Genomic DNA, 21,671 nt, shown 5'->3' with positions numbered 1-21,671 from the left:
AGTATGAAAAAGCTGTACGGGGTTATCGGAAATCCGATTGGCCATTCTATGTCACCTGATATTCATAACGCATCATTGAAAGACCTCGGGCTTGACGGACATTATCATGCCTTCAAGGTAGAAGAGAATGATCTGGAGGATGCGGTAAAAGGAATAAGAGCTCTAGGCGTACAAGGAATCAATGTGACTGTTCCGCACAAGGTGTCCATTATGGATTATCTGGATCATATTGATGAGAGTGCAAAAGTGCTCGGTGCCGTAAACACGGTCAGAAGAGAGGGAGATAAGCTTGTCGGATACAATACCGATGGGGAAGGCTTCGTGAAGTCATTAATGAAGGTATTAGACAAGCCCATCTCTGAACTGTCATTCTTAATGATCGGCGCTGGCGGAGCGGCGAGAGCCATTTTTACAACAATTGTCCGAAATACCCCGAAAAAATTTGACATTTGCAACCGGACGTTAGAAAAAGCAAAGCGGCTTACAGAAGCTACTCCCTCGTTTCACAATAAAGAAGTATTAAGCATAAAAGAAGCAGAAGAACGTCTTGAGCAGTATGATGTTATCATCCATACAACGTCTGTGGGCATGTATCCGAACGTGGATGATGTGCCGCTTTCATTACAGCGTGCCGCGAGCAGTGCCGTCGTATGTGATATCGTGTATAATCCAATACAGACGGCCCTTTTAAAGGAAGCAAGCCAAAAAGGCTTGAAAACACTCGACGGTGTGGGCATGTTTGTTGAACAGGCAGCATTGTCTTTCCAATTGTGGACTGGACAAGAGCCTGATATTGAAAAAATGAGATCCATTGTAATAGGAAAATTAGGAGGAACAGAATGTTAACAGGTAAACAAAAACGTTTTTTGCGTTCAAAAGCGCATCATTTAACGCCGATCTTTCAAGTAGGTAAAGGCGGAGTAAACGACAACATGATTAAACAAATTGCTGAGGCGCTTGAAGCGAGAGAGCTGATTAAAGTCAGCGTGCTTCAGAATTGCGAAGAGGATAAAAACGATGTAGCGGAAGCTCTTGTAAAGGGAAGCCGCTCTCAATTGGTGCAGACAATCGGCAATACGATTGTGTTATATAAGGAATCAAAGGAAAATAAACAAATCGAGCTTCCTTAAAGGTGGTTGAAATGAAGAAAATCGGAATTTTCGGAGGCACGTTTGACCCTCCGCATAATGGTCACCTCTTAATGGCGAATGAGGTGCTGTACCAGGCGGGGCTTGATGAAATTTGGTTTATGCCTAATCAAATTCCGCCGCATAAACAGAACGAAGACTATACCGACAGCTTTCATCGCGTGGAAATGCTAAAGCTTGCAATTCAATCTAATCCGTCCTTTAAGCTGGAGCTTGTTGAAATGGAAAGAGAAGGACCGTCATATACCTTTGATACCGTTTCTTTACTGAAGCAGCGTTATCCAAATGATCAGCTGTTCTTTATTATCGGTGCTGATATGATTGAATATTTGCCGAAATGGTATAAGCTGGACGAGCTGCTGAACCTCATTCAATTTATTGGAGTAAAGCGCCCCGGTTTTCATGTTGAAACCCCTTATCCGCTTCTCTTTGCAGACGTTCCGGAATTTGAGGTATCATCAACTATGATAAGGGAACGGTTTAAAAGCAAGAAGCCCACTGACTACTTAATCCCTGATAAAGTGAAGAAGTATGTAGAGGAGAATGGTTTATATGAATCGTGAGGAGGCACTTGCATGCGTGAAGCAGCAATTGACCGAACACCGATATATCCATACGGTTGGCGTGATGAACACGGCGATCGAACTTGCGGAGCGTTTTGGAGCCGATTCTAAAAAAGCGGAAACAGCGGCAATCTTTCATGATTACGCCAAATTCCGCCCTAAAGAAGAAATGAAACAAATTATTGCGCGCGAAAAAATGCCTGCGCATTTATTGGATCATAATCCGGAGCTCTGGCACGCTCCGGTCGGCGCTTATTTGGTCCAAAGAGAGGCAGGGGTTCAAGATGAAGACATTCTTGACGCCATTAGGTATCATACCTCAGGGCGCCCCGGCATGTCACTTTTAGAAAAAGTCATTTACGTTGCCGATTACATTGAGCCAAACCGGGCATTTCCCGGTGTCGATGAGGTGCGTAAGCTTGCTGAGACAGATTTGAATCAAGCGCTGATTCAGTCCATTAAAAATACAATGGTTTTTCTTATGAAAAAAAATCAACCGGTTTTTCCAGACACATTTTTAACGTATAACTGGCTTGTGTCTGGCAGCTGAACAGGAGGAATTTGTGAATGAACCAAAAGTCCATTTTAAAGATCGCAGCTGCGGCTTGCGACGATAAACGGGCAGAGGATATTTTAGCACTGGATATGGAAGGTATTTCTCTGGTTGCTGATTATTTTCTGATCTGCCACGGAAATTCAGATAAACAGGTACAGGCGATTGCCCGTGAAATCAAGGATCAGGCTGATGAAAACGGCATTCAAGTCAAAAAGATGGAAGGCTTTGATGAAGCAAGATGGGTTCTCGTTGATCTAGGCGATGTGATTGTCCATGTCTTCCATAAGGACGAAAGAAGCTACTACAACCTTGAAAAGCTGTGGGGAGACGCTCCGCTCGCAGATCTTGATCTTGGAATGAATCAATGATTTATCAAGGCTTTGCAAGCGTGTATGACGAGTTAATGTCACACGCGCCTTACGATCAATGGACAAAATGGATTGAAGCATCTCTCCCGGAAAAAGGCCGTATTCTCGATCTGGCATGCGGCACGGGGGAAATCTCCATCCGGCTTGCCGAAAAAGGCTTCGAGGTTACAGGCATCGATCTCAGCGAAGAGATGCTTTCTTTCGCCCAGCAAAAGGTATCGAGTAGCCAGCCTATTTTATTTCTTCAGCAGGATATGAGAGAGATTACCGGCTTTGACGGTCAGTTTGACGCTGTTGTGATATGCTGTGACTCATTAAATTATTTAAAAACAAAAAATGATGTGATCGAAACCTTTAAAAGTGTATTTCGGGTATTAAAGCCTGAAGGCATTTTGCTGTTTGATGTTCATTCGTCTTATAAAATTGCGGAAGTCTTTCCGGATAGCACATTTGCTGACCAGGACGAAGATATCAGCTATATTTGGCAGAGCTTTGCCGGAAGTGGCGAGCTTTCTGTCATTCATGATATGTCGTTTTTTGTGTGGAATGGAGAAGCGTATGATCGTTTTGATGAGACACACGAGCAAAGAACGTTCCCAGTGGAAGAATACGAAGAAATGCTTAAGAACTGCGGCTTTCAGCTCCATCGCGTGACAGCTGATTTTACGGATACCGAGCCATCAGCACAATCAGAACGCCTCTTTTTCAAGGCGCAGAAATCAAAAACCATCGTTTCCTAAAACGATGGTTTTTTAAAATGCTTTTTTATGCTTTTGCAGTACAGACGAAAGTATGACATACTCGTCTACACATGAAACTGCTTTTTCACTGCGGAAATATCCTCCTCGTACTTCATATGAGTATTTTGAAATACCCGGTGAAACATATCCTGCACACCGCTTTCCAGCGCTTTAATGCCTTCTCCTGTTACACCGCCTTTAACGCAAACCTTTTCCTGTAATGCAGGCAGGGTATACAATTCGGTTTCTAACAGTTTTCCCATTCCGACAAGCATTTCCTTACACATCAAAATCGCGTCCTGTTTAGACACTGATGTTTCCGAAACAGCTGCATCTATAAACCGCTGAATCAGATAGCTCATAAAAGCGGGGCCGCAGCTTACGATGTCTGATGCAACCCTTGTGATGTCACTTTCAATTTGCAGCGGATGAGAGATATGCTGCATCAGCTCATTGATTTTCGCTTTTGCAGATTCGCCGCAGCTTGTGCCGAACGTGACGAGAGAAACACCTGCCAGCGCTCTGTTCGTAATACTTGGGATCACTCGCGCCACTTGACACGGCACATATTGTTCGAGCTGTTCGGTTTGAACGGGGCTTGTAATTGAAATGAGAATATGATCTTTTCTTAAATAAGGTAGCGCTCTTGCCAGTAAAGGATATATATCAAGCGGCTTAACACAAATAAAAATCATCTCATTTTCAGAAACGAGCTTTTCGAGACTTTCGGTAACGTTGATGCTGTTGTAGCGGTTTTTTATGTGCAACGCTTTTTCAATTGTGCGGTTTGTGATTGTCATGTATGAGGGATCGGCCGCTTTTGATTCAATAAATGATTCGATAAGGATCGTACCCATATTTCCTGTGCCGATAAAGCCTATCTTCAATGGTTTCCCCTCCTTTGAGCTTTTATCCTCTAAACCATATGTGTTATGAAAATAAAATATGACGAAAGCGGGGAACATGCACGATGAATTGGTTGAATCAGCATAAGAAAGCAATTATTTTAGCGGCTTCTGCGGCTGTTTTCACAGCGATTATGATCGTTCTTGCCACAGGGAAAAATAAAGAGCCGGTGAAGCAAGCTGTACCAACAGAGACAGAAAATACAGTGGTAAAGCAGGAAGCAAACAACGACAAGTCAAACGAAACAATTGTGATAGACATCAAAGGTGCTGTTCAGCATCCTGGCGTTTATGAAATGCGTACAGGGGACAGAGTATCTCAGGCAATTGAGAAAGCGGGCGGGACCAGTGAACAAGCAGACGAAGCGCAAGTAAATTTGGCGGAGATTCTGCAGGACGGGACAGTGGTGTACATCCCGAAAAAGGGAGAGGAAACAGCAGTGCAGCAAGGTGGCGGAGTGTCTGTCCAAAACGATGGAGGGAAGGGAGCGCTGGTGAATATCAATACAGCAACCTTAGAGGAGTTACAAGGCATCTCAGGGGTGGGGCCATCCAAAGCTGAAGCTATTATTGCATACCGGGAAGAAAACGGTCGTTTCCAAACAATTGAAGATATTACTAAGGTTTCAGGAATAGGTGAAAAGTCATTTGAAAAAATAAAGTCTTCCATTACAGTAAAGTGATTTGACGGTCATGCATTTTGATAGGTAAACTAAAGGTCAGGCAACACAACATTTGGAGGGAACAACGTGGAACGAATTTCATGGAATCAATACTTTATGGCTCAAAGCCATTTATTGGCGCTGCGCAGCACATGTCCGAGATTATCTGTCGGCGCTACTATAGTCAGAGACAAACGCATGATAGCAGGAGGCTACAACGGGTCAATCGCGGGCGGCGTACATTGTGCAGATGAAGGATGCTTAATGATAGATGATCATTGCGCAAGAACCATTCACGCTGAAATGAATGCGATTCTTCAATGCTCTAAGTTTGGGGTGCCGACTGATGGAGCGGAGATTTATGTGACGCATTATCCGTGCATTCAATGCTGCAAATCTATTATTCAAGCTGGTATCAAAACGGTTTATTATGCTGAGGATTACAAAACACATCCGTATGCGCAGGAATTATTTGAACAGGCGGGTGTAACTGTTGAACAGGTTGAACTCGATGAAATGATCGTTGATCTGAAAAACAGAGAAAAGCTTTCATTTGTAGCGGGTCTTATAGGGAAATTGGCCGATGCCGGTTTAGCGGAGGAAGAATTGAAAAAGATACATGAACAGGCGAATACACTTTTCACGAGCTACGTGTGATGAATGCGTAATTCGCGATTGTTATTGCCTATGGCGGCAGCTTCGGCAACGGCTGGAATTACTGCCGCCGCTTATTTCCCCGCTATTTTTCTTTTCATCCTCTTTCTCCTCATCATTTTAATCAAAACGAGGCACGCTTTTCTTATTATTGTTTGTTTCTTCTCTTTTATATTGTTTTTTGTACTGTATGCAGTCACAGATTCTCAGAATGTCTCTTCCTATCGGCAGGGAACTTATCAATTCAAGGCAGTGATTGACAATATTCCTAAAATTGACGGCGACCGTATGTCTATGATGGTTGAGACACCTGATAAGGAAAAATGGGCTGCTGCGTATCGCATTCAGTCTGCTGGTGAAAAAGAACAGCTGTTATACATAGAACCAGGAATGTCATGTGAGTTGACTGGTACATTGGAAGAACCGAATCACGCAACTGTGCCGGGTGCATTTGATTATAACGAGTATCTTTATCGGCAGCATATTCATTGGAACTACTCTGTCACGTCTATCCAAAACTGCAGCGAACCTGAAAATTTCAAGTACAAGGTGCTCAGCTTGAGAAAACATATCATATCATTCACAAACAGCCTTCTGCCTCCTGATTCGGCAGGGATTGTACAGGCACTTACAGTTGGTGACAAATTTTATGTGGAAGATGAAGTGCTTACTGCGTATCAAAAGCTTGGTGTTGTCCATCTCTTGGCAATATCAGGGCTCCACGTGGGGATTTTGACAGCAGGTTTGTTTTATATCATGATACGCCTTGGTATAACAAGAGAAAAGGCGTCAATTCTGTTGCTGTTATTTCTGCCGCTCTATGTGATGTTGACCGGCGCTGCTCCTTCAGTGCTACGCGCCGCTCTCATGTCGGGTGTTTACTTAGCTGGAAGCCTTGTCAAATGGCGTGTCCACTCTGCAACTGCAATTTGCCTTTCATACATCGTCCTTCTGCTCTTCAATCCTTATCATCTCTTTGAAGCCGGTTTTCAGCTATCGTTCGCCGTCAGTTTTTCTTTAATTCTATCCTCTTCTATTTTTCATCAGGTTAAAACCTCCTTGGGGCAGCTGACAATTGTATCACTCATCGCTCAGCTGGGCTCGCTTCCGATTCTCCTATATCATTTTCATCAGTTTTCTATCATCAGCGTACCGATGAATATGTTGATGGTACCATTTTATACCTTCTGTATTTTGCCGGGAGCTGTAGCAGGTGTTCTTCTATTAAGTCTTTCCGCTTCGTTTGGGAGATTGTTTTTCAGCTGGTTTGATTTATTGATAAGCTGGACCAATAGGCTAATCACAAACATTGCAGATGTTGAAGTGTTCACGATTATGATCGCACATCCTGCACCTGTTTTGCTTTTTTTATTCACGGTCACGATCATCCTATTGCTTATGGCGATTGAAAAACGCTCCTTGTCGCAGTTGATGGTAACCGGAGGCATTTGCTGCACGGTGATGTTTCTGCTCTTTATATATCCGTGTCTTAGTTCCGAAGGAGAAGTGGATATGATAGATATTGGACAGGGTGACAGCATGTTTGTAGGTGCTCCGCATCAGCGGGGTCGTGTCTTAATTGATACCGGCGGCACTTTGTCTTACTCGTCAGAGCCTTGGCGCGAAAAACAGCATCCGTTTTCACTGGGGGAAAAGGTGCTGATTCCGTTTTTAACTGCTAAGGGAATCAAACAGCTTGACGCTTTAATTCTGACGCACGCTGACCACGATCATATCGGAGAGGCGGAGACTCTGCTGAAGCAGCATAAAATAAAGCGCCTCGTGATTCCGAAAGGGTTCGTTTCTGAACCTAAAGATGAGAAAGTGCTGCAGACAGCCAGAGAAGAGGGAGTGACAATTGAAGAGGTGAAGCGAGGCGATGTATTGCAAATAAAGGATTTGCAGTTCCATGTACTGTCACCTGAAGCACCTGATCCGGCAAGCAAAAATAATTCCTCTCTCGTTCTGTGGATGGAGACCGGCGGTATGAGCTGGATCTTGACGGGTGATCTCGAGAAAGAAGGGGAACAGGAGGTGATGGACGTGTTTCCCAATATTAAAGCAGATGTCTTAAAGGTGGGGCACCATGGGAGCAAAGGCTCTACCGGTGAAGAATTCATCCAACAGCTTCAGCCGAAAACGGCCATTATCTCAGCCGGGAAAAACAATCGGTACCATCATCCTCATCAAGAAGTTCTGCAACTATTACAGAGACATTCTATCCGCGTGCTGCGAACAGATCAAAACGGAACGATCCAATATAGATACAAAAACAGAGTTGGAACCTTTTCTGTCTATCCTCCATATGATACATCAGATATAACAGAGACGAACTAAAAAAGACTGCCGAGAAATCAGCAGCCCGGGCAGTCGCTGTTATGAACCAACTAGGTGAATAACCGTTGCCATGACAAACAAGAAGGCGAAAAATCCGAAGGACACAACAAAACCAACAGCTGAATCTACAGCATCATTTCGTTTGCTTTGAACGTTTTTTTCAAAATCATTCAACTTTATCCCTCCTGACTGACTTAAGTATAATGGAATTGTTTTGAAAAATCTAGAAGCTAAGGTAACGTTTTCTGTTCTGGTGATTATCGCCTTTTTACAAGCTGTCCCGGGGGCTTGCGAACAGGCGTTTAATATAAATGGGGAAGCAGCAGTCAGGCTTCCTCTTTACTATTTTCCAAACTCAATTTAGGATAGAAGGGGATGATGAAAGAGAGGAAGTCGTACAACAATGGTATTTGATGTGTGGAAAAGCCTGAAAAAAGGAGATGTCCATCCAGTTTATTGTTTATACGGAAAAGAGACATATCTGCTGCAAGAAACCGTCAGCAGGATCAGACAGACGGTCGTTGATCAGGAGACAAAGGATTTCAATCTGTCCGTTTTTGATCTGGAAGAGGACCCGCTGGATCAAGCAATTGCAGATGCTGAAACGTTTCCGTTTATGGGGGAGCGGCGTCTTGTCATTGTGAAAAATCCATATTTTTTAACAGGTGAAAAGAAAAAAGAAAAAATTGAGCACAACGTCAGTGCGCTTGAATCATATATACAATCACCTGCGCCTTACACAGTCTTTGTCCTGCTTGCTCCGTATGAAAAGCTTGATGAGCGGAAAAAGCTGACGAAAGCGTTAAAGAAGCACGCGTTTACGATGGAGGCGAAGGAATTAAACGCAAAGGAAACGACGGACTTTACTGTCAACCTTGCAAAAACAGAGCAGAAAACAATCGGCACGGAAGCGGCGGAGCATTTGGTTCTGCTTGTGAACGGGCATCTGTCATCGATTTTTCAGGAGATTCAAAAGCTCTGCACGTTTATTGGAGATCGTGAAGAAATTACGCTGGATGATGTGAAAATGCTTGTTGCTAGAAGCCTTGAACAAAATATTTTTGAGCTGATCAATAAAATCGTCAACAGAAAACGAACAGAGAGTCTGCAAATTTTTTATGATTTGCTTAAACAAAATGAAGAACCGATCAAAATTATGGCGCTGATTTCGAACCAGTTCCGGCTGATTCTGCAGACAAAGTACTTCGCGGAACAGGGATACGGACAAAAACAAATCGCTTCTAATCTAAAAGTTCACCCATTTCGGGTAAAGCTGGCGATGGATCAAGCAAGGCTTTTTTCAGAGGAGGAGCTCCGTTCAATTATTGAACAGCTTGCCGTCATGGACTATGAGATGAAAACCGGGAAAAAGGACAAGCAGCTCCTGCTCGAACTGTTCCTTTTACAGCTGTTAAAAAGAAATGAAAAAAACGATCCCCATTATTGAGGATCGTTTTTATATTATGCAGAAAGTCCGTTCACTTTTTTCGCTAGTCTTGATTTGTATCGAGCTGCGGTATTTTTGTGTACAAGACCTGTTTTCACTGCTTTATCAATACGTTTAGCTGCTTCAGTAAGAGCAGTTTTCGCTTTGTCAGCTTCGTTGTTGGCAACAGAAGCTTCAACTTGTTTGATTGCAGTACGCATAGCAGATTTGATTGTCGCGTTATGAACGCGGCGTTCGTTGTTTGTTTTTGTACGTTTAATCGCTGATTTAATGTTTGGCATGTGTTTCACCTCCTAAGATACAACCTGTAGCACAGTGTCTTAAGGTTAAATCTTCTTCACAATAGAACAAATTGTATTCTATCAAACACACCTTTAGATTGCAATATAAATGTAAAGTATTTTTCATTGAAGGTTCTCTTTTTAGCATGATTCATTCAGCAAATGGCAACAATATAGGTACTTAATGTGAAGGAGGCCCCTGTATGAAAAAGAGTGAGCTGGATGTGAATCAGTATTTGATACGGACCGATTTGGCAGTAGAAACGAAGGAAGCAATGGCCAATCAGCAGGCTGTGCCGACAAAAGAAATTAAAGGCTTTATTGAAAAAGAGCGTGATCACGGCGGCATTAAAATCCGCACAGTTGATGTTACAAAGGAAGGCGCAGAGCTTTCGGGAAAAAAAGAAGGGCGCTATTTAACGCTTGAAGCACAGGGAATCAGGGAGAATGATTCGGAAATGCAGGAGAAGGTCTCTGCTGTCTTTGCGGAGGAATTCTCAGCTTTTCTTGAAAACCTTAATATCTCAAAAGATGCGAGCTGTTTGATCGTTGGGCTCGGCAACTGGAACGTGACACCTGACGCGCTTGGACCGATGGCAGTAGAAAATCTGTTGGTAACAAGGCACTTGTTTAAGCTTCAGCCGGAAAACGTACAGGAGGGGTACAGGCCTGTCAGTGCATTTGCACCGGGTGTAATGGGGATAACAGGAATCGAAACAAGTGACATTATTAAAGGTGTGATTGAGCAATCGAAGCCTGATTTTGTCATCGCCATTGATGCGTTGGCGGCGCGGGCGGTGGAAAGGGTCAACACAACCATTCAAATATCGGATACAGGCATTCACCCGGGATCTGGAGTGGGGAATAAACGAAAAGATTTAAGCAAAGACACGCTTGGTGTTCCGGTGATTGCTATCGGTGTTCCGACAGTAGTTGATGCCGTGACAATTGCCAGTGACACGGTGGACTACATATTAAAACATTTTGGCAGAGAAATGAAGGATAACAGGCCATCAAGATCGCTTGTCCCGGCAGGCATGACGTTTGGGAAAAAGAAAGTGCTCACTGAAGAAGATCTTCCCGATCAAAAGCAGCGCCAATCGTTCCTAGGGATTGTCGGAACCCTTCAAGAAGATGAAAAACGGCAGCTCATTCACGAGGTGCTTTCGCCTTTAGGGCACAACTTAATGGTTACGCCGAAGGAAGTCGATTCATTTATCGACGATATGGCAAATGTTTTAGCGAACGGATTAAACACAGCGCTTCATGAAAAAGTGTCACAAGAAAACAAAGGCTCCTACAATCACTAAACAGTTCTACTTCCTCTAGCTTGTTCATAGAGTATTACTAGACAAGCGCTGGAGGGATTCAATGAGAAATAAACGCAGAAACAGACAAATTGTTGTTGCGGTAAATGGAGGGAAAGCGGTAAAAGCCATCTTTCTATTTATCGTAAGCCTTATCGTGATTTTTGTTCTATCCGGTGTGCTGACGTCTCTCCGGCCGGAACTTAGGCCGTCGTCTGACTCTTTTTATGGGATTGCTGAAGAATTGCCGGGTGACGTGTTTGCACACTTGCTGCGGATGGAAAACCATTATTTCGCTTCTGACCTCTCTCAAACAGACAGCTCATTTCATCTTTCTCGTCTTTCTTTAAAGCTGGCGACGAGCATTAACCTCGAAGATCCGCGGAGCTTTCTCGGTCGGGAGCTGCCGGGGTTTGCACAATTTGATACCGAGATTTTGTTAGCTGGACAAGGGACGGATTATACGAATATGCCTGCGGAATCGCCGCCGCCGTCTAAGGTGATGGAGGAAGAAAGAGAAGCGAATTTGGCAGAGATTGAAAAACAGCAAACGCAATCAGATAATGCGCAAAAAGATCCGCCCAAACAAACAACAGGTGATAAAAAGGTCGTGTTTATCTATCACACGCACAATACGGAATCATATCTCCCTCTATTAAAAGGCGAGACCGATCCTGACATGGCGCGCCATTCTAAAGCCAACGTCACGCTTGTAGGAGATATGTTCGGACAAGCGCTTGAATCCCAGGGAATCGGAGCCACAGTGAATAAAACCGATATACAGTCAAAATTGAATAAAAAAGGCTTAAACTATGCCAGGTCCTACGATGAATCAAGGCCGGTCGTGAAAGACGCCCTCGCTTCAAACAAAAATCTGCAATATATCATTGACATCCACAGAGACTCACGGCGCAAAAAAGACACAACCGCAACGATTAAAGGAAAAAGCTATGCCAGGGTAGCCTTTGTCGTCGGGAAAAAAAGCAAAAACTTCGAAGAAAACTATAAAATTGCGAGTGAGCTTCATAAACTGATGGAGAAAAAATACCCCGGACTTAGCACAGGTGTCTTTTCCAAAGGCTCGCCAGGCGATAATGGTGTTTACAATCAGGATTTAACCGATAGAGCGCTTTTGCTCGAGTTTGGCGGGGTAGATAATAATCTCGAAGAGCTGCAGCGTGCGGCTAACGCGGCCGCGGACGTATTCAGCGAAATGTACTGGGATGCTGAAAAGGTCAACGCAGCGAGCGGGGAGACGAAAAAACAATAAGAAATAGGTGGTTGATTTGATTGCATATTTTGGAAAATGCTTACTGCTTGTCACGATCATGTTTTTAGGCGTGCTGTTCGGCATGCAGCAGGCAAACAACGGGATGCTGAGTATGAAAGGCTATCATGATCCTTCACTGAAGGGGGCGTTTACGCTCACCGACGGAAAAGATAATGAAAAAGAAGCCTCAATCCTAGGAGAAACAGTCACGGCAAAAGATTTAGAAGAAAAACAAAAAGAGCTGGAAAAGGTGGAGACCTTCAATATGTTTTCGAAAGCCGGAAAAGCGCTTTCAGACACCGTAACCAATACTGCCCAGTCAATGTATGAATGGATACGGGATATGAATCAATAAGTACGTGAAAGAGAAAAGCAGCCCAGATATGACAGGGAACTTTTCTCTTTCTTGTTTTACATTGAATCTTTACAATCCTATTGATATAATCTAAGCTAGTGTATTTTGCGTTTAATAGTAGGAGTGATAGATTGTGACAGATAAAGAAAAGCGTTTAGAGAGGCAATCGAGAATACGGAATTTCTCTATCATTGCCCATATTGACCACGGAAAATCGACCTTAGCGGATCGTATTTTAGAAAAAACGTCGGCAATCACTCAACGAGAAATGAAAGAACAATTGCTCGATTCTATGGATCTTGAACGTGAGCGGGGCATAACCATTAAATTAAACTCTGTTCAGCTTAAATATAAAGCAAAAGACGGAGAAGAATATATCTTTCATCTAATCGATACGCCGGGACACGTCGACTTCACGTATGAAGTATCCCGAAGCCTTGCTGCCTGCGAGGGAGCGATTCTTGTCGTGGATGCAGCCCAGGGGATTGAAGCGCAGACGCTCGCCAATGTCTACTTAGCGCTTGACAACGATCTTGAAATCCTTCCGGTCATCAATAAAATCGACCTTCCGAGCGCCGAGCCTGAACGTGTGCGCCAAGAGGTAGAAGACGTTATCGGCCTTGACGCATCAGAAGCCGTGCTTGCCTCAGCAAAAGCTGGTATCGGGATTGAGGAGATTTTAGAACAAATCGTAGAAAAGGTGCCAGCTCCGACCGGAGATCCGGAGGCACCGCTCAAAGCGCTGATCTTCGACTCGCTTTATGACGCCTACCGCGGTGTCGTGGCTTATATCAGAGTCGTTGAAGGAACGGTAAAGCCGGGACAAAAAATCAAAATGATGGCAACCGGCAAAGAATTCGAAGTAACAGAGGTGGGCGTGTTCACGCCGAAAGCAACTCCGACAAATGAACTGACGGTCGGTGATGTAGGCTTCCTGACTGCCTCAATCAAAAATGTCGGTGACACACGTGTCGGTGATACAATAACGAGCGCTGCCAATCCTGCAGAAGAAGCGCTGCCGGGATACCGCAAGCTAAACCCGATGGTGTACTGTGGTTTGTATCCAATTGATACAGCGAAGTATAATGATTTAAGGGAAGCTCTTGAAAAGCTTGAGTTGAATGATTCCTCCCTTCAATATGAAGCGGAAACTTCGCAAGCGCTTGGATTCGGGTTCCGCTGCGGATTTTTAGGCATGCTTCACATGGAGATCATTCAGGAGCGAATTGAGCGTGAGTTCAACATCGACCTGATTACGACAGCGCCAAGCGTTATCTATGACGTGTATATGACAGACGGCGAAAAGGTCGTTGTCGACAACCCGTCCAACATGCCGGATCCTCAAAAGATCGAACGGGTTGAGGAGCCATACGTAAAAGCGACGATGATGGTGCCGAATGACTATGTCGGCGCTGTAATGGAGCTTTGCCAAGGTAAACGCGGCAATTTCATTGATATGCAGTATTTAGACGCAAACCGAGTCAGCATCATTTATGATATGCCATTAGCGGAAATCGTATATGAGTTTTTTGACCAGCTGAAATCAAGCACTAAAGGCTATGCGTCCTTTGATTATGAACTGATCGGCTACAAACCGTCCAAGCTTGTGAAAATGGACATTATGCTGAATGGTGAAAAAATCGATGCCCTTTCCTTTATCGTGCATCGTGATTACGCATATGAACGCGGAAAAGTGATCGTTGAAAAACTGAAAGAACTCATTCCGCGCCAGCAGTTTGAAGTTCCGGTACAAGCCGCAATCGGCCAGAAAATCGTGGCCCGCTCCACCATAAAAGCAATGCGTAAAAACGTATTGGCTAAATGTTACGGGGGGGACATCTCACGTAAACGGAAACTTCTTGAAAAACAAAAAGAAGGAAAACGCCGTATGAAGCAGGTCGGCTCAGTTGAAGTGCCGCAAGAAGCATTTATGGCAGTTCTGAAAATGGACGACAGTCCGAAAAAACAATAGAAGCCGCCGCAGTCTTGTACTGCGGCTTCTTTCTGTAAAGAAGGTGAATCCGTTGAAATCAGCTTATATCCATATCCCATTTTGTGAGCATATTTGCCACTACTGCGATTTCAATAAATATTTTATTCAAAGTCAGCCAGTCGACGAGTATTTAAACGCACTCGAACAGGAAATGATAAATACAATAGCAAAAACTGGGCAGCCTGATCTCAAAACAATCTTTATTGGAGGAGGCACGCCGACCTCCCTGTCTGAGGAACAGCTTAAAAAGCTGATGGACATGATCAACCGTGTGCTGAAGCCCTCAAGCGACTTATCGGAATTTGCGGTTGAAGCGAATCCGGACGACTTGTCCGCAGAGAAATTAAAAATATTAAAAGAAGCAGGCGTAAATCGCCTCAGCTTTGGTGTACAAACGTTTGAAGACGATCTGTTAGAAAAAATCGGCCGAGTGCACAAGCAAAAAGATGTATTCACCTCTTTTGAAAGAGCGCGGGAAATTGGTTTTGAGAATATCAGTCTTGATCTCATGTTCGGGCTTCCGGGGCAAACCCTCAAGCATCTGGAACATTCCATCAACACTGCTTTATCACTGGATGCCGAGCATTATTCCGTTTACTCCCTTATTGTAGAACCGAAAACGGTATTTTATAATTTGATGCAAAAAGGGCGGCTTCATCTTCCGCCGCAGGAGCAGGAAGCTGAAATGTATGAAATGGTGATGAGCCAGATGGAAGCTCACGGCATTCATCAATATGAAATCAGCAACTTTGCTAAGGCAGGCATGGAATCTAAGCACAATCTAACGTATTGGAGCAACGAACAATATTTCGGTTTCGGAGCCGGCGCTCACGGATATATCGGCGGCACACGAACAGTGAATGTCGGACCTGTTAAGCATTACATTGACCTGATAGCTGAAAAGGGTTTTCCGTACAGAGATACACATGAAGTGACAACAGAGGAACAGATTGAAGAAGAAATGTTTTTAGGTTTGAGAAAAACAGCCGGTGTCAGCAAAAAACGATTCGCAGAAAAATACGGCCGTTCCCTGGATGGACTTTTCCCAAGCGTATTAAAAGACCTCACTGAAAAAGGGCTGATTCACAATTCGGAGTCTGCCGTTTATTTGACTCATCAAGGGAAATCATTAGGCAATGAAGTTTTTGGCGCTTTTTTGGGTGAGTTATAATTGACATTTTTCTTGTGGTTTGATACTTTTGTTATAGAATTAGCACTCGCTTATTGAGAGTGCTAACAGAGGTGATGATGATGTTAACAAATCGTCAGCTGCTGATCCTTCAGGTTATAATCAACGATTTTATTAAATCGGCACAGCCGGTGGGATCAAGAACTCTTTCGAAAAAAGATGAAATCACATTTAGCTCTGCAACAATAAGAAACGAGATGGCTGACTTGGAGGAATTGGGCTTTATTGAAAAAACCCATTCATCCTCAGGACGTGTTCCGTCAGAAAAAGGGTATCGGTACTATGTTGACCATTTGCTGTCACCCGTCAAACTGACGAAAAGCGACCTGGACCAAATCCACTCGATCTTCAAAGAGAAAATTTTCGAGCTGGAGAAGACAGTTCAAAAATCAGCGCAAATTTTGTCCGATCTGACGAATTACACATCCATCGTACTCGGGCCGAAGCTGAGTGAGAATTACCTTAAACAGATTCAAATCATTCCGATTCAGCCTGATATGGCGGTAGCGATTCTCGTTACCAATACGGGGCATGTGGAAAACAAAACGATTAACTTTCCGACCAAAATGGATCTGTCTGATATTGAAAAACTGGTAAATATACTGAACGACCGTTTAAGCGGCGTTCCAATGGATGAACTGAATGAGCGCATATTTAAGGAAGTTGTCATGTACCTAAGACAGCACATTAAAAACTATGACAATATACTCGACGCGCTTCGTTCAACCTTTCATTCCACAAATCATGTTGAAAAGTTGTTTTTTGGCGGGAAAATCAATATGCTGAACCAGCCTGAGTTCCATGATATCACCCGAGTTCGGTCACTGCTTTCATTAATTGAGAAAGAACAGGATGTTTTAAAGCTGGTTCAATCCCCGCACACGGGAATTTCGATTAAAATCGGAAAAGAAAACGACTATGAAGAGATGGAAAATTGCAGTCTGATTACGGCTTCTTATTCCGTAGACCAGAAGCAGATCGGCTCAATTGCGATTATCGGCCCGACCCGCATGAATTATTCCAGGGTTGTCAGCCTGCTTCAGCATGTGACTTCGGACTTGTCAAAAGCATTAACAAGTCTGTATGATGAATAAGGGAATTTTGGCAAATTTTATCGAAGGGCAGCACCTGTCCTTCTCCTTACACTTTGAGGGAGGTGAACACAATGTCAGAAGAAAAACAAACCGTTGAACAAAACGAAACAGAAGAGCAAGAAATCATTGAAGAACAAGCTGCCGCTGATGAACAGCAGGAAGAAACAAATGAAAGCGAACTTCTTCAAAACCAAATTAACGAATTGCAAGGTTTGCTTGAGGAAAAAGAAAACAAACTTTTGCGTGTTCAAGCAGACTTTGAAAACTATAAACGACGCAGCCGTTTAGAGATGGAAGCGTCCCAAAAATACCGTTCTCAAAATATCGTGACTGATTTGCTGCCGGCTCTTGACAGCTTTGAACGAGCGCTTCAGGTTGAAGCCGACAATGAACAGACGAAAAGTTTGCTCCAGGGAATGGAAATGGTCCACCGTCAGCTCGTAGAAGCCTTGAAAAAAGAAGGCGTCGAAGCCATCGAAGCTGTAGGGCAGGAATTTGATCCTAATCTGCACCAAGCTGTTATGCAGGCTGAAGACGAAAACTACGGCTCCAACATTGTTGTTGAGGAAATGCAAAAAGGCTATAAGCTGAAGGATCGCGTCATTCGCCCTTCCATGGTCAAAGTGAATCAATAATTACATAGCAGGAGGTTATTCAAGTGAGTAAAGTTATCGGAATCGACTTAGGAACAACAAACTCATGTGTGGCAGTGCTTGAAGGCGGCGAGCCTAAAGTGATTGCTAACGCTGAAGGAAACCGCACAACGCCATCAGTTGTTGCGTTTAAAAATGGCGAACGTCAAGTAGGGGAAGTGGCTAAACGCCAATCTATCACAAACCCTAACACTATCATGTCTGTTAAACGCCATATGGGTACTGACTATAAAGTGGAAATTGAAGGAAAAGATTACACTCCTCAAGAAGTGTCTGCTATCATCCTTCAGCACCTTAAATCATACGCTGAAAGCTACCTTGGCGAAACAGTATCAAAAGCAGTTATCACAGTTCCTGCATACTTTAACGATGCTGAGCGTCAAGCAACAAAAGACGCTGGTAAAATTGCAGGTCTTGAAGTAGAACGTATCATCAACGAGCCGACTGCAGCAGCGCTTGCATACGGACTTGATAAAACAGATGAAGATCAAACGATCCTAGTATACGACCTTGGCGGCGGTACATTCGACGTTTCCATCCTTGAGCTTGGCGACGGTGTATTCGAAGTTCGTTCAACTGCCGGCGACAACCGTCTGGGCGGGGACGATTTTGACCAAGTTATCATCGATCATCTTGTGTCTGAATTCAAAAAAGAAAACGGCATTGATTTGTCAAAAGACAAAATGGCGCTTCAGCGTTTGAAAGACGCAGCTGAAAAAGCGAAAAAAGATCTTTCCGGCGTATCTTCTACGCAAATTTCTTTACCGTTTATCACAGCTGGAGAAGCAGGACCGCTTCACCTTGAACTTACATTAACTCGCGCTAAATTCGAAGAGCTTTCTTCTCATTTAGTAGAGCGCACAATGGGTCCTGTCCGTCAAGCGCTTCAAGATGCAGGACTTTCTGCAAGCGAAATCGACAAAGTCATCCTTGTCGGCGGATCAACTCGTATCCCTGCCGTACAAGAAGCAATCAAAAAAGAAACTGGAAAAGAAGCGCATAAAGGCGTAAACCCGGATGAAGTTGTAGCGCTTGGTGCTGCGATTCAGGGCGGCGTTATCACAGGTGACGTAAAAGACGTTGTTCTTCTTGACGTTACACCGCTTTCTCTCGGTATCGAAACAATGGGCGGCGTGTTTACAAAACTGATCGACCGCAACACGACGATCCCGACAAGCAAATCTCAAGTGTTCTCAACTGCTGCTGATAACCAAACAGCTGTTGATATCCATGTTCTTCAAGGTGAGCGCCCAATGTCTGCCGACAACAAAACACTCGGCCGCTTCCAGCTTACTGATATCCCGCCAGCACCGCGCGGCGTGCCTCAAATCGAAGTTTCTTTCGATATTGACAAAAACGGTATCGTAAACGTAAGAGCAAAAGACTTAGGCACAGGAAAAGAACAAAACATTACAATCAAATCTTCTTCAGGTCTTTCAGATGAAGAGATCGAACGCATGGTAAAAGAAGCGGAAGAAAATGCTGACGCTGATGCGAAGAAAAAAGAAGAAATCGAAGTCCGCAACGAAGCAGATCAGCTTGTTTTCCAAACTGAGAAAACATTAAAAGATCTTGAAGGCAAAGTGGACGAAGAACAAGTGAAAAAAGCCAACGATGCCAAAGACGCTTTAAAAGCAGCGATTGAGAAAAACGAATTTGAAGAGATCAAAGCGAAAAAAGATGAGCTTCAAACAATCGTTCAAGAGCTTTCTATGAAGCTTTATGAAGAAGCTGCTAAAGCACAGCAAGCTCAAGGCGGAGCAAACGCTGAAGGCAAAGCGGATGACAACGTTGTCGACGCTGAATACGAAGAAGTAAACGACGACCAAAACAAAAAATAAGTTCTTTTTAGGGTCAGTCCCGCTTCAGGAGCTGACCGAAAAGAACACATTTCATAATCTGATTCAATGATTAGAAAGTCAAAGTCAGGCATCTCTTGGCTTTGACTTTTTTTCTTGCCCGGGATAAAAGGAATTGAAAAATCATAATTCAAAATGATACAATCTAATTTATGTGAGAAATTCGGGAGAGTGAAGCGAGATGAGTAAGCGTGATTACTATGAAGTGCTGGGAGTAAGTAAGAGCGCTTCAAAGGATGAAATTAAAAAAGCTTATCGGAAGCTGTCAAAAAAATATCATCCTGATATTAACAAAGAAGCCGGATCAGATGAAAAATTTAAAGAGGTAAAAGAAGCGTACGAAACGCTGTCAGATGACCAAAAACGAGCGCATTACGATCAATTTGGTCACACTGATCCTAACCAAGGCTTCGGCGGCGGAGGTTTTGGCGGCGGCGATTTCGGCGGTTTTGGTTTCGATGATATTTTCTCAAGTATTTTCGGCGGAGGTACTAGACGAAGAGATCCAAATGCTCCGCGCCAGGGTGCTGATTTACAGTATACGATGACCCTGTCGTTTGAGGATGCGGCTTTCGGTAAAGAAACAACCATCGAAATTCCCCGCGAGGAAACGTGCGAAACATGTAAAGGCTCAGGCGCGAAACCTGGAACAAATCCAGAAACATGCTCCCACTGCGGAGGCTCCGGCCAGTTAAACGTGGAGCAAAATACACCGTTTGGAAAAGTCGTTAACAGACGGGTCTGCCACCACTGTGAAGGTACAGGCAAAATCATTAAAAACAAATGTGCGGACTGCGGCGGCAAAGGAAAAATCAAAAAACGCAAGAAAATCAACGTGACAATTCCAGCCGGTGTAGATGACGGGCAGCAGCTTCGTCTCTCGGGACAGGGTGAACCAGGAATAAACGGCGGCCCTGCCGGGGATTTATTTGTCGTGTTCCATGTACGCGCACACGAGTTCTTCGAGCGTGACGGCGATGATATTTACTGTGAAATGCCGTTAACGTTTGCTCAGGCTGCTCTTGGAGATGAGGTAGAAGTGCCGACGCTGCATGGAAAAGTGAAATTGAAAATTCCGGCCGGTACACAAACAGGGACGAAATTCAGATTAAGAGGCAAAGGCGTTCAAAATGTCAGAGGCTATGGACAGGGTGACCAGCATATCGTCGTCCGCGTCGTTACGCCGACAAATCTGACTGATAAACAAAAAGACATTATCCGCGAATTTGCCGAAGTCAGCGGAAACCTGCCTGACGAACAGGAAATGAGTTTCTTTGACAAGGTAAAACGCGCGTTTAAAGGCGATTAATTATTGGATGAGGAGTTGGTAGTTTTGAAATGGTCCGAATTAAGCATTCACACAACACATGAAGCGGTCGAACCTATCTCAAATATATTGCATGAAGCTGGTGCAAGTGGGGTTGTGATAGAGGACCCGCTTGATTTAATTAAAGAACGTGAGAATGTGTACGGGGAAATCTACCAGCTCGACCCCAATGATTACCCAGATGAGGGTGTCATTGTCAAAGCATATCTGCCGGTTAACAGTTTTCTGGGCGAAACTGTAGACGGCATTAAAGAAACGATTAACAATCTCCTTCTTTACAATATTGATTTGGGCAGAAACCACATCACTATTTCTGAAGTAAATGAAGAAGAGTGGGCGACTGCCTGGAAAAAGTATTATCATCCTGTGAAAATTTCTGAAAAGTTTACAATTGTGCCGACGTGGGAGGAATATACGCCGGTCCATACTGATGAACTGATTATTGAAATGGACCCGGGAATGGCTTTCGGCACAGGGACACATCCGACAACCGTACTCTGCATTCAGGCGCTTGAACGCTTTGTGCAAAAGGGTGATAAGGTGATTGATGTCGGCACTGGTTCGGGAATTTTAAGTATTGCGGCTGCAATGCTTGAGGCTGAATCGGTTCATGCCTACGATCTTGATCCCGTGGCTGTAGAAAGTGCACGCCTTAATCTCAAGCTGAACAAAGTCAGCGATATTGCTCAAGTGAAGCAAAACAATTTGTTAGACGGGATTGAAGGGGAACATGATGTGATTGTGGCCAACATTTTGGCTGAAGTCATTCTTCGCTTTACTTCACAAGCGTACAGCCTGTTAAAAGAAGGCGGCCACTTTATTACGTCAGGAATCATCGGTCATAAAAAACAAGAAGTAAAAGAAGCACTGGAACAAGCTGGCTTTACCATTGTAGAAATCCTTTCAATGGAAGATTGGGTCAGCATTATTGCGAAAAAATAACAGTTAGTAGGTGTCACAGCG

The 21,671-nt window shown here is 43.9% G+C and carries 24 protein-coding genes; 21 read left to right on the top strand and 3 right to left on the bottom strand.

Annotation, left to right across the window (positions count from 1 at the left end; genetic code table 11):
* Positions 1-3 precede the first annotated feature (3 nt).
* From aroE to NYE49_RS12845, 6 genes are read left to right on the top strand one after another with little or no spacing between them, the layout of a single operon-like run.
* The gene (gene aroE, locus NYE49_RS12870; protein ID WP_076458133.1) at positions 4-846 is read left to right on the top strand and encodes a shikimate dehydrogenase; all 843 of its coding nucleotides are present in this window, start codon (positions 4-6) and stop codon (positions 844-846) included.
* A complete protein-coding gene (yhbY, locus tag NYE49_RS12865) occupies positions 840-1,130 on the top strand; it encodes a ribosome assembly RNA-binding protein YhbY (RefSeq protein WP_003226133.1) in 291 nt (96 codons plus the stop codon). Before aroE ends, yhbY begins: the two co-directional genes overlap by 7 nt.
* Positions 1,131-1,141: 11 nt before the next feature.
* Positions 1,142-1,711, top strand: a complete 570-nt coding sequence (locus tag NYE49_RS12860; protein WP_004398676.1) for a nicotinate-nucleotide adenylyltransferase — start codon at positions 1,142-1,144, stop codon at positions 1,709-1,711.
* Positions 1,701-2,261 carry a bis(5'-nucleosyl)-tetraphosphatase (symmetrical) YqeK gene (gene yqeK / locus NYE49_RS12855; RefSeq protein ID WP_015483448.1) on the top strand — a complete coding sequence of 187 codons (561 nt, stop codon included), beginning with the start codon at positions 1,701-1,703 and terminating at the stop codon, positions 2,259-2,261. Before NYE49_RS12860 ends, yqeK begins: the two co-directional genes overlap by 11 nt.
* Before the next feature lie 17 nt (positions 2,262-2,278).
* A complete protein-coding gene (gene rsfS / locus NYE49_RS12850) occupies positions 2,279-2,635 on the top strand; it encodes a ribosome silencing factor (protein ID WP_014480315.1) in 357 nt (118 codons plus the stop codon).
* Positions 2,632-3,375, top strand: coding sequence for a class I SAM-dependent methyltransferase (locus NYE49_RS12845; protein WP_029317885.1), 744 nt, complete (start codon positions 2,632-2,634; stop codon positions 3,373-3,375). The genes rsfS and NYE49_RS12845 overlap by 4 nt, the downstream gene beginning before the upstream one ends.
* A 65-nt stretch (positions 3,376-3,440) precedes the next feature.
* Here NYE49_RS12845 and comER read toward each other — a convergent pair whose 3' ends face one another.
* The gene (gene comER, locus NYE49_RS12840; RefSeq protein WP_047182901.1) at positions 3,441-4,262 is read right to left on the bottom strand and encodes a late competence protein ComER; all 822 of its coding nucleotides are present in this window, start codon (positions 4,260-4,262) and stop codon (positions 3,441-3,443) included.
* Positions 4,263-4,345: 83 nt separating this feature from the next.
* On the opposite strand from comER, the gene comEA reads away from it, so the two are divergent.
* The 3 genes from comEA (at position 4,346) to NYE49_RS12825 (ending at position 7,933) form a co-directional block, all read left to right on the top strand.
* Entirely contained in the window at positions 4,346-4,963 is a 618-nt protein-coding gene (comEA, locus tag NYE49_RS12835) for a competence protein ComEA (protein ID WP_047182900.1), read from the top strand.
* 66 nt (positions 4,964-5,029) lie between these two features.
* Positions 5,030-5,599, top strand: a complete 570-nt coding sequence (locus NYE49_RS12830) for a ComE operon protein 2 (protein ID WP_003229978.1) — start codon at positions 5,030-5,032, stop codon at positions 5,597-5,599.
* Positions 5,600-5,602: 3 nt separating this feature from the next.
* The gene (locus tag NYE49_RS12825; protein ID WP_342410283.1) at positions 5,603-7,933 is read left to right on the top strand and encodes a DNA internalization-related competence protein ComEC/Rec2; all 2,331 of its coding nucleotides are present in this window, start codon (positions 5,603-5,605) and stop codon (positions 7,931-7,933) included.
* A gap of 39 nt (positions 7,934-7,972) precedes the next feature.
* On the opposite strand, the gene NYE49_RS12820 is transcribed toward NYE49_RS12825, so the two are convergent.
* Entirely contained in the window at positions 7,973-8,107 is a 135-nt protein-coding gene (locus tag NYE49_RS12820) for a YqzM family protein (protein WP_003229983.1), read from the bottom strand.
* A 40-nt stretch (positions 8,108-8,147) separates the two neighbouring features.
* Here NYE49_RS12820 and NYE49_RS12815 point away from each other — a divergent pair, with 40 nt between their 5' ends.
* Positions 8,148-8,297, top strand: coding sequence for a hypothetical protein (locus tag NYE49_RS12815; RefSeq protein ID WP_120363468.1), 150 nt, complete (start codon positions 8,148-8,150; stop codon positions 8,295-8,297).
* A gap of 39 nt (positions 8,298-8,336) precedes the next feature.
* Positions 8,337-9,380 carry a DNA polymerase III subunit delta gene (gene holA, locus NYE49_RS12810; RefSeq protein WP_047182898.1) on the top strand — a complete coding sequence of 348 codons (1,044 nt, stop codon included), beginning with the start codon at positions 8,337-8,339 and terminating at the stop codon, positions 9,378-9,380.
* Between the two features lie 14 nt (positions 9,381-9,394).
* On the opposite strand, the gene rpsT is transcribed toward holA, so the two are convergent.
* On the bottom strand, positions 9,395-9,661 hold the full coding sequence (rpsT, locus tag NYE49_RS12805) for a 30S ribosomal protein S20 (protein WP_003229989.1): 267 nt from the start codon (positions 9,659-9,661) through the stop codon (positions 9,395-9,397).
* 203 nt (positions 9,662-9,864) lie between these two features.
* Between rpsT and gpr the strand changes: the two genes are divergently transcribed.
* The 10 genes from gpr (at position 9,865) to prmA (ending at position 21,650) form a co-directional block, all read left to right on the top strand.
* On the top strand, positions 9,865-10,971 hold the full coding sequence (gpr, locus tag NYE49_RS12800) for a GPR endopeptidase (RefSeq protein WP_014480309.1): 1,107 nt from the start codon (positions 9,865-9,867) through the stop codon (positions 10,969-10,971).
* A gap of 61 nt (positions 10,972-11,032) precedes the next feature.
* A complete protein-coding gene (spoIIP, locus tag NYE49_RS12795; RefSeq protein WP_014477383.1) occupies positions 11,033-12,238 on the top strand; it encodes a spore autolysin SpoIIP in 1,206 nt (401 codons plus the stop codon).
* A gap of 16 nt (positions 12,239-12,254) precedes the next feature.
* Positions 12,255-12,593: a YqxA family protein gene (locus tag NYE49_RS12790; RefSeq protein ID WP_014477382.1), complete on the top strand. Its 339-nt coding sequence runs from the start codon at positions 12,255-12,257 to the stop codon at positions 12,591-12,593.
* Between the two features lie 133 nt (positions 12,594-12,726).
* Positions 12,727-14,565: a translation elongation factor 4 gene (gene lepA / locus NYE49_RS12785; RefSeq protein ID WP_003229999.1), complete on the top strand. Its 1,839-nt coding sequence runs from the start codon at positions 12,727-12,729 to the stop codon at positions 14,563-14,565.
* A 52-nt stretch (positions 14,566-14,617) separates the two neighbouring features.
* Positions 14,618-15,757 (top strand): radical SAM family heme chaperone HemW, encoded by a 1,140-nt coding sequence (hemW, locus tag NYE49_RS12780; protein WP_174616721.1) that lies wholly within the window; start codon positions 14,618-14,620, stop codon positions 15,755-15,757.
* Positions 15,758-15,837: 80 nt separating this feature from the next.
* Positions 15,838-16,869, top strand: a complete 1,032-nt coding sequence (gene hrcA, locus NYE49_RS12775) for a heat-inducible transcriptional repressor HrcA (protein ID WP_003246126.1) — start codon at positions 15,838-15,840, stop codon at positions 16,867-16,869.
* Between the two features lie 71 nt (positions 16,870-16,940).
* A complete protein-coding gene (grpE, locus tag NYE49_RS12770) occupies positions 16,941-17,504 on the top strand; it encodes a nucleotide exchange factor GrpE (RefSeq protein WP_003230005.1) in 564 nt (187 codons plus the stop codon).
* Positions 17,505-17,527: 23 nt separating this feature from the next.
* Entirely contained in the window at positions 17,528-19,363 is a 1,836-nt protein-coding gene (gene dnaK, locus NYE49_RS12765; RefSeq protein ID WP_014477380.1) for a molecular chaperone DnaK, read from the top strand.
* 199 nt (positions 19,364-19,562) lie between these two features.
* Positions 19,563-20,690, top strand: a complete 1,128-nt coding sequence (gene dnaJ, locus NYE49_RS12760; protein WP_003230010.1) for a molecular chaperone DnaJ — start codon at positions 19,563-19,565, stop codon at positions 20,688-20,690.
* A 24-nt stretch (positions 20,691-20,714) separates the two neighbouring features.
* Positions 20,715-21,650 carry a 50S ribosomal protein L11 methyltransferase gene (gene prmA / locus NYE49_RS12755; RefSeq protein WP_004398884.1) on the top strand — a complete coding sequence of 312 codons (936 nt, stop codon included), beginning with the start codon at positions 20,715-20,717 and terminating at the stop codon, positions 21,648-21,650.
* The last annotated feature ends 21 nt before the right edge of the window (positions 21,651-21,671 follow it).

This window comes from Bacillus sp. FSL L8-0358, assembly GCF_038593095.1.
GTDB lineage: Bacteria > Bacillota > Bacilli > Bacillales > Bacillaceae > Bacillus > Bacillus subtilis.
The sequence above is the reverse complement of the archived record's forward strand: the minus strand, read 5'-3'. Positions and strand labels throughout refer to the sequence as shown.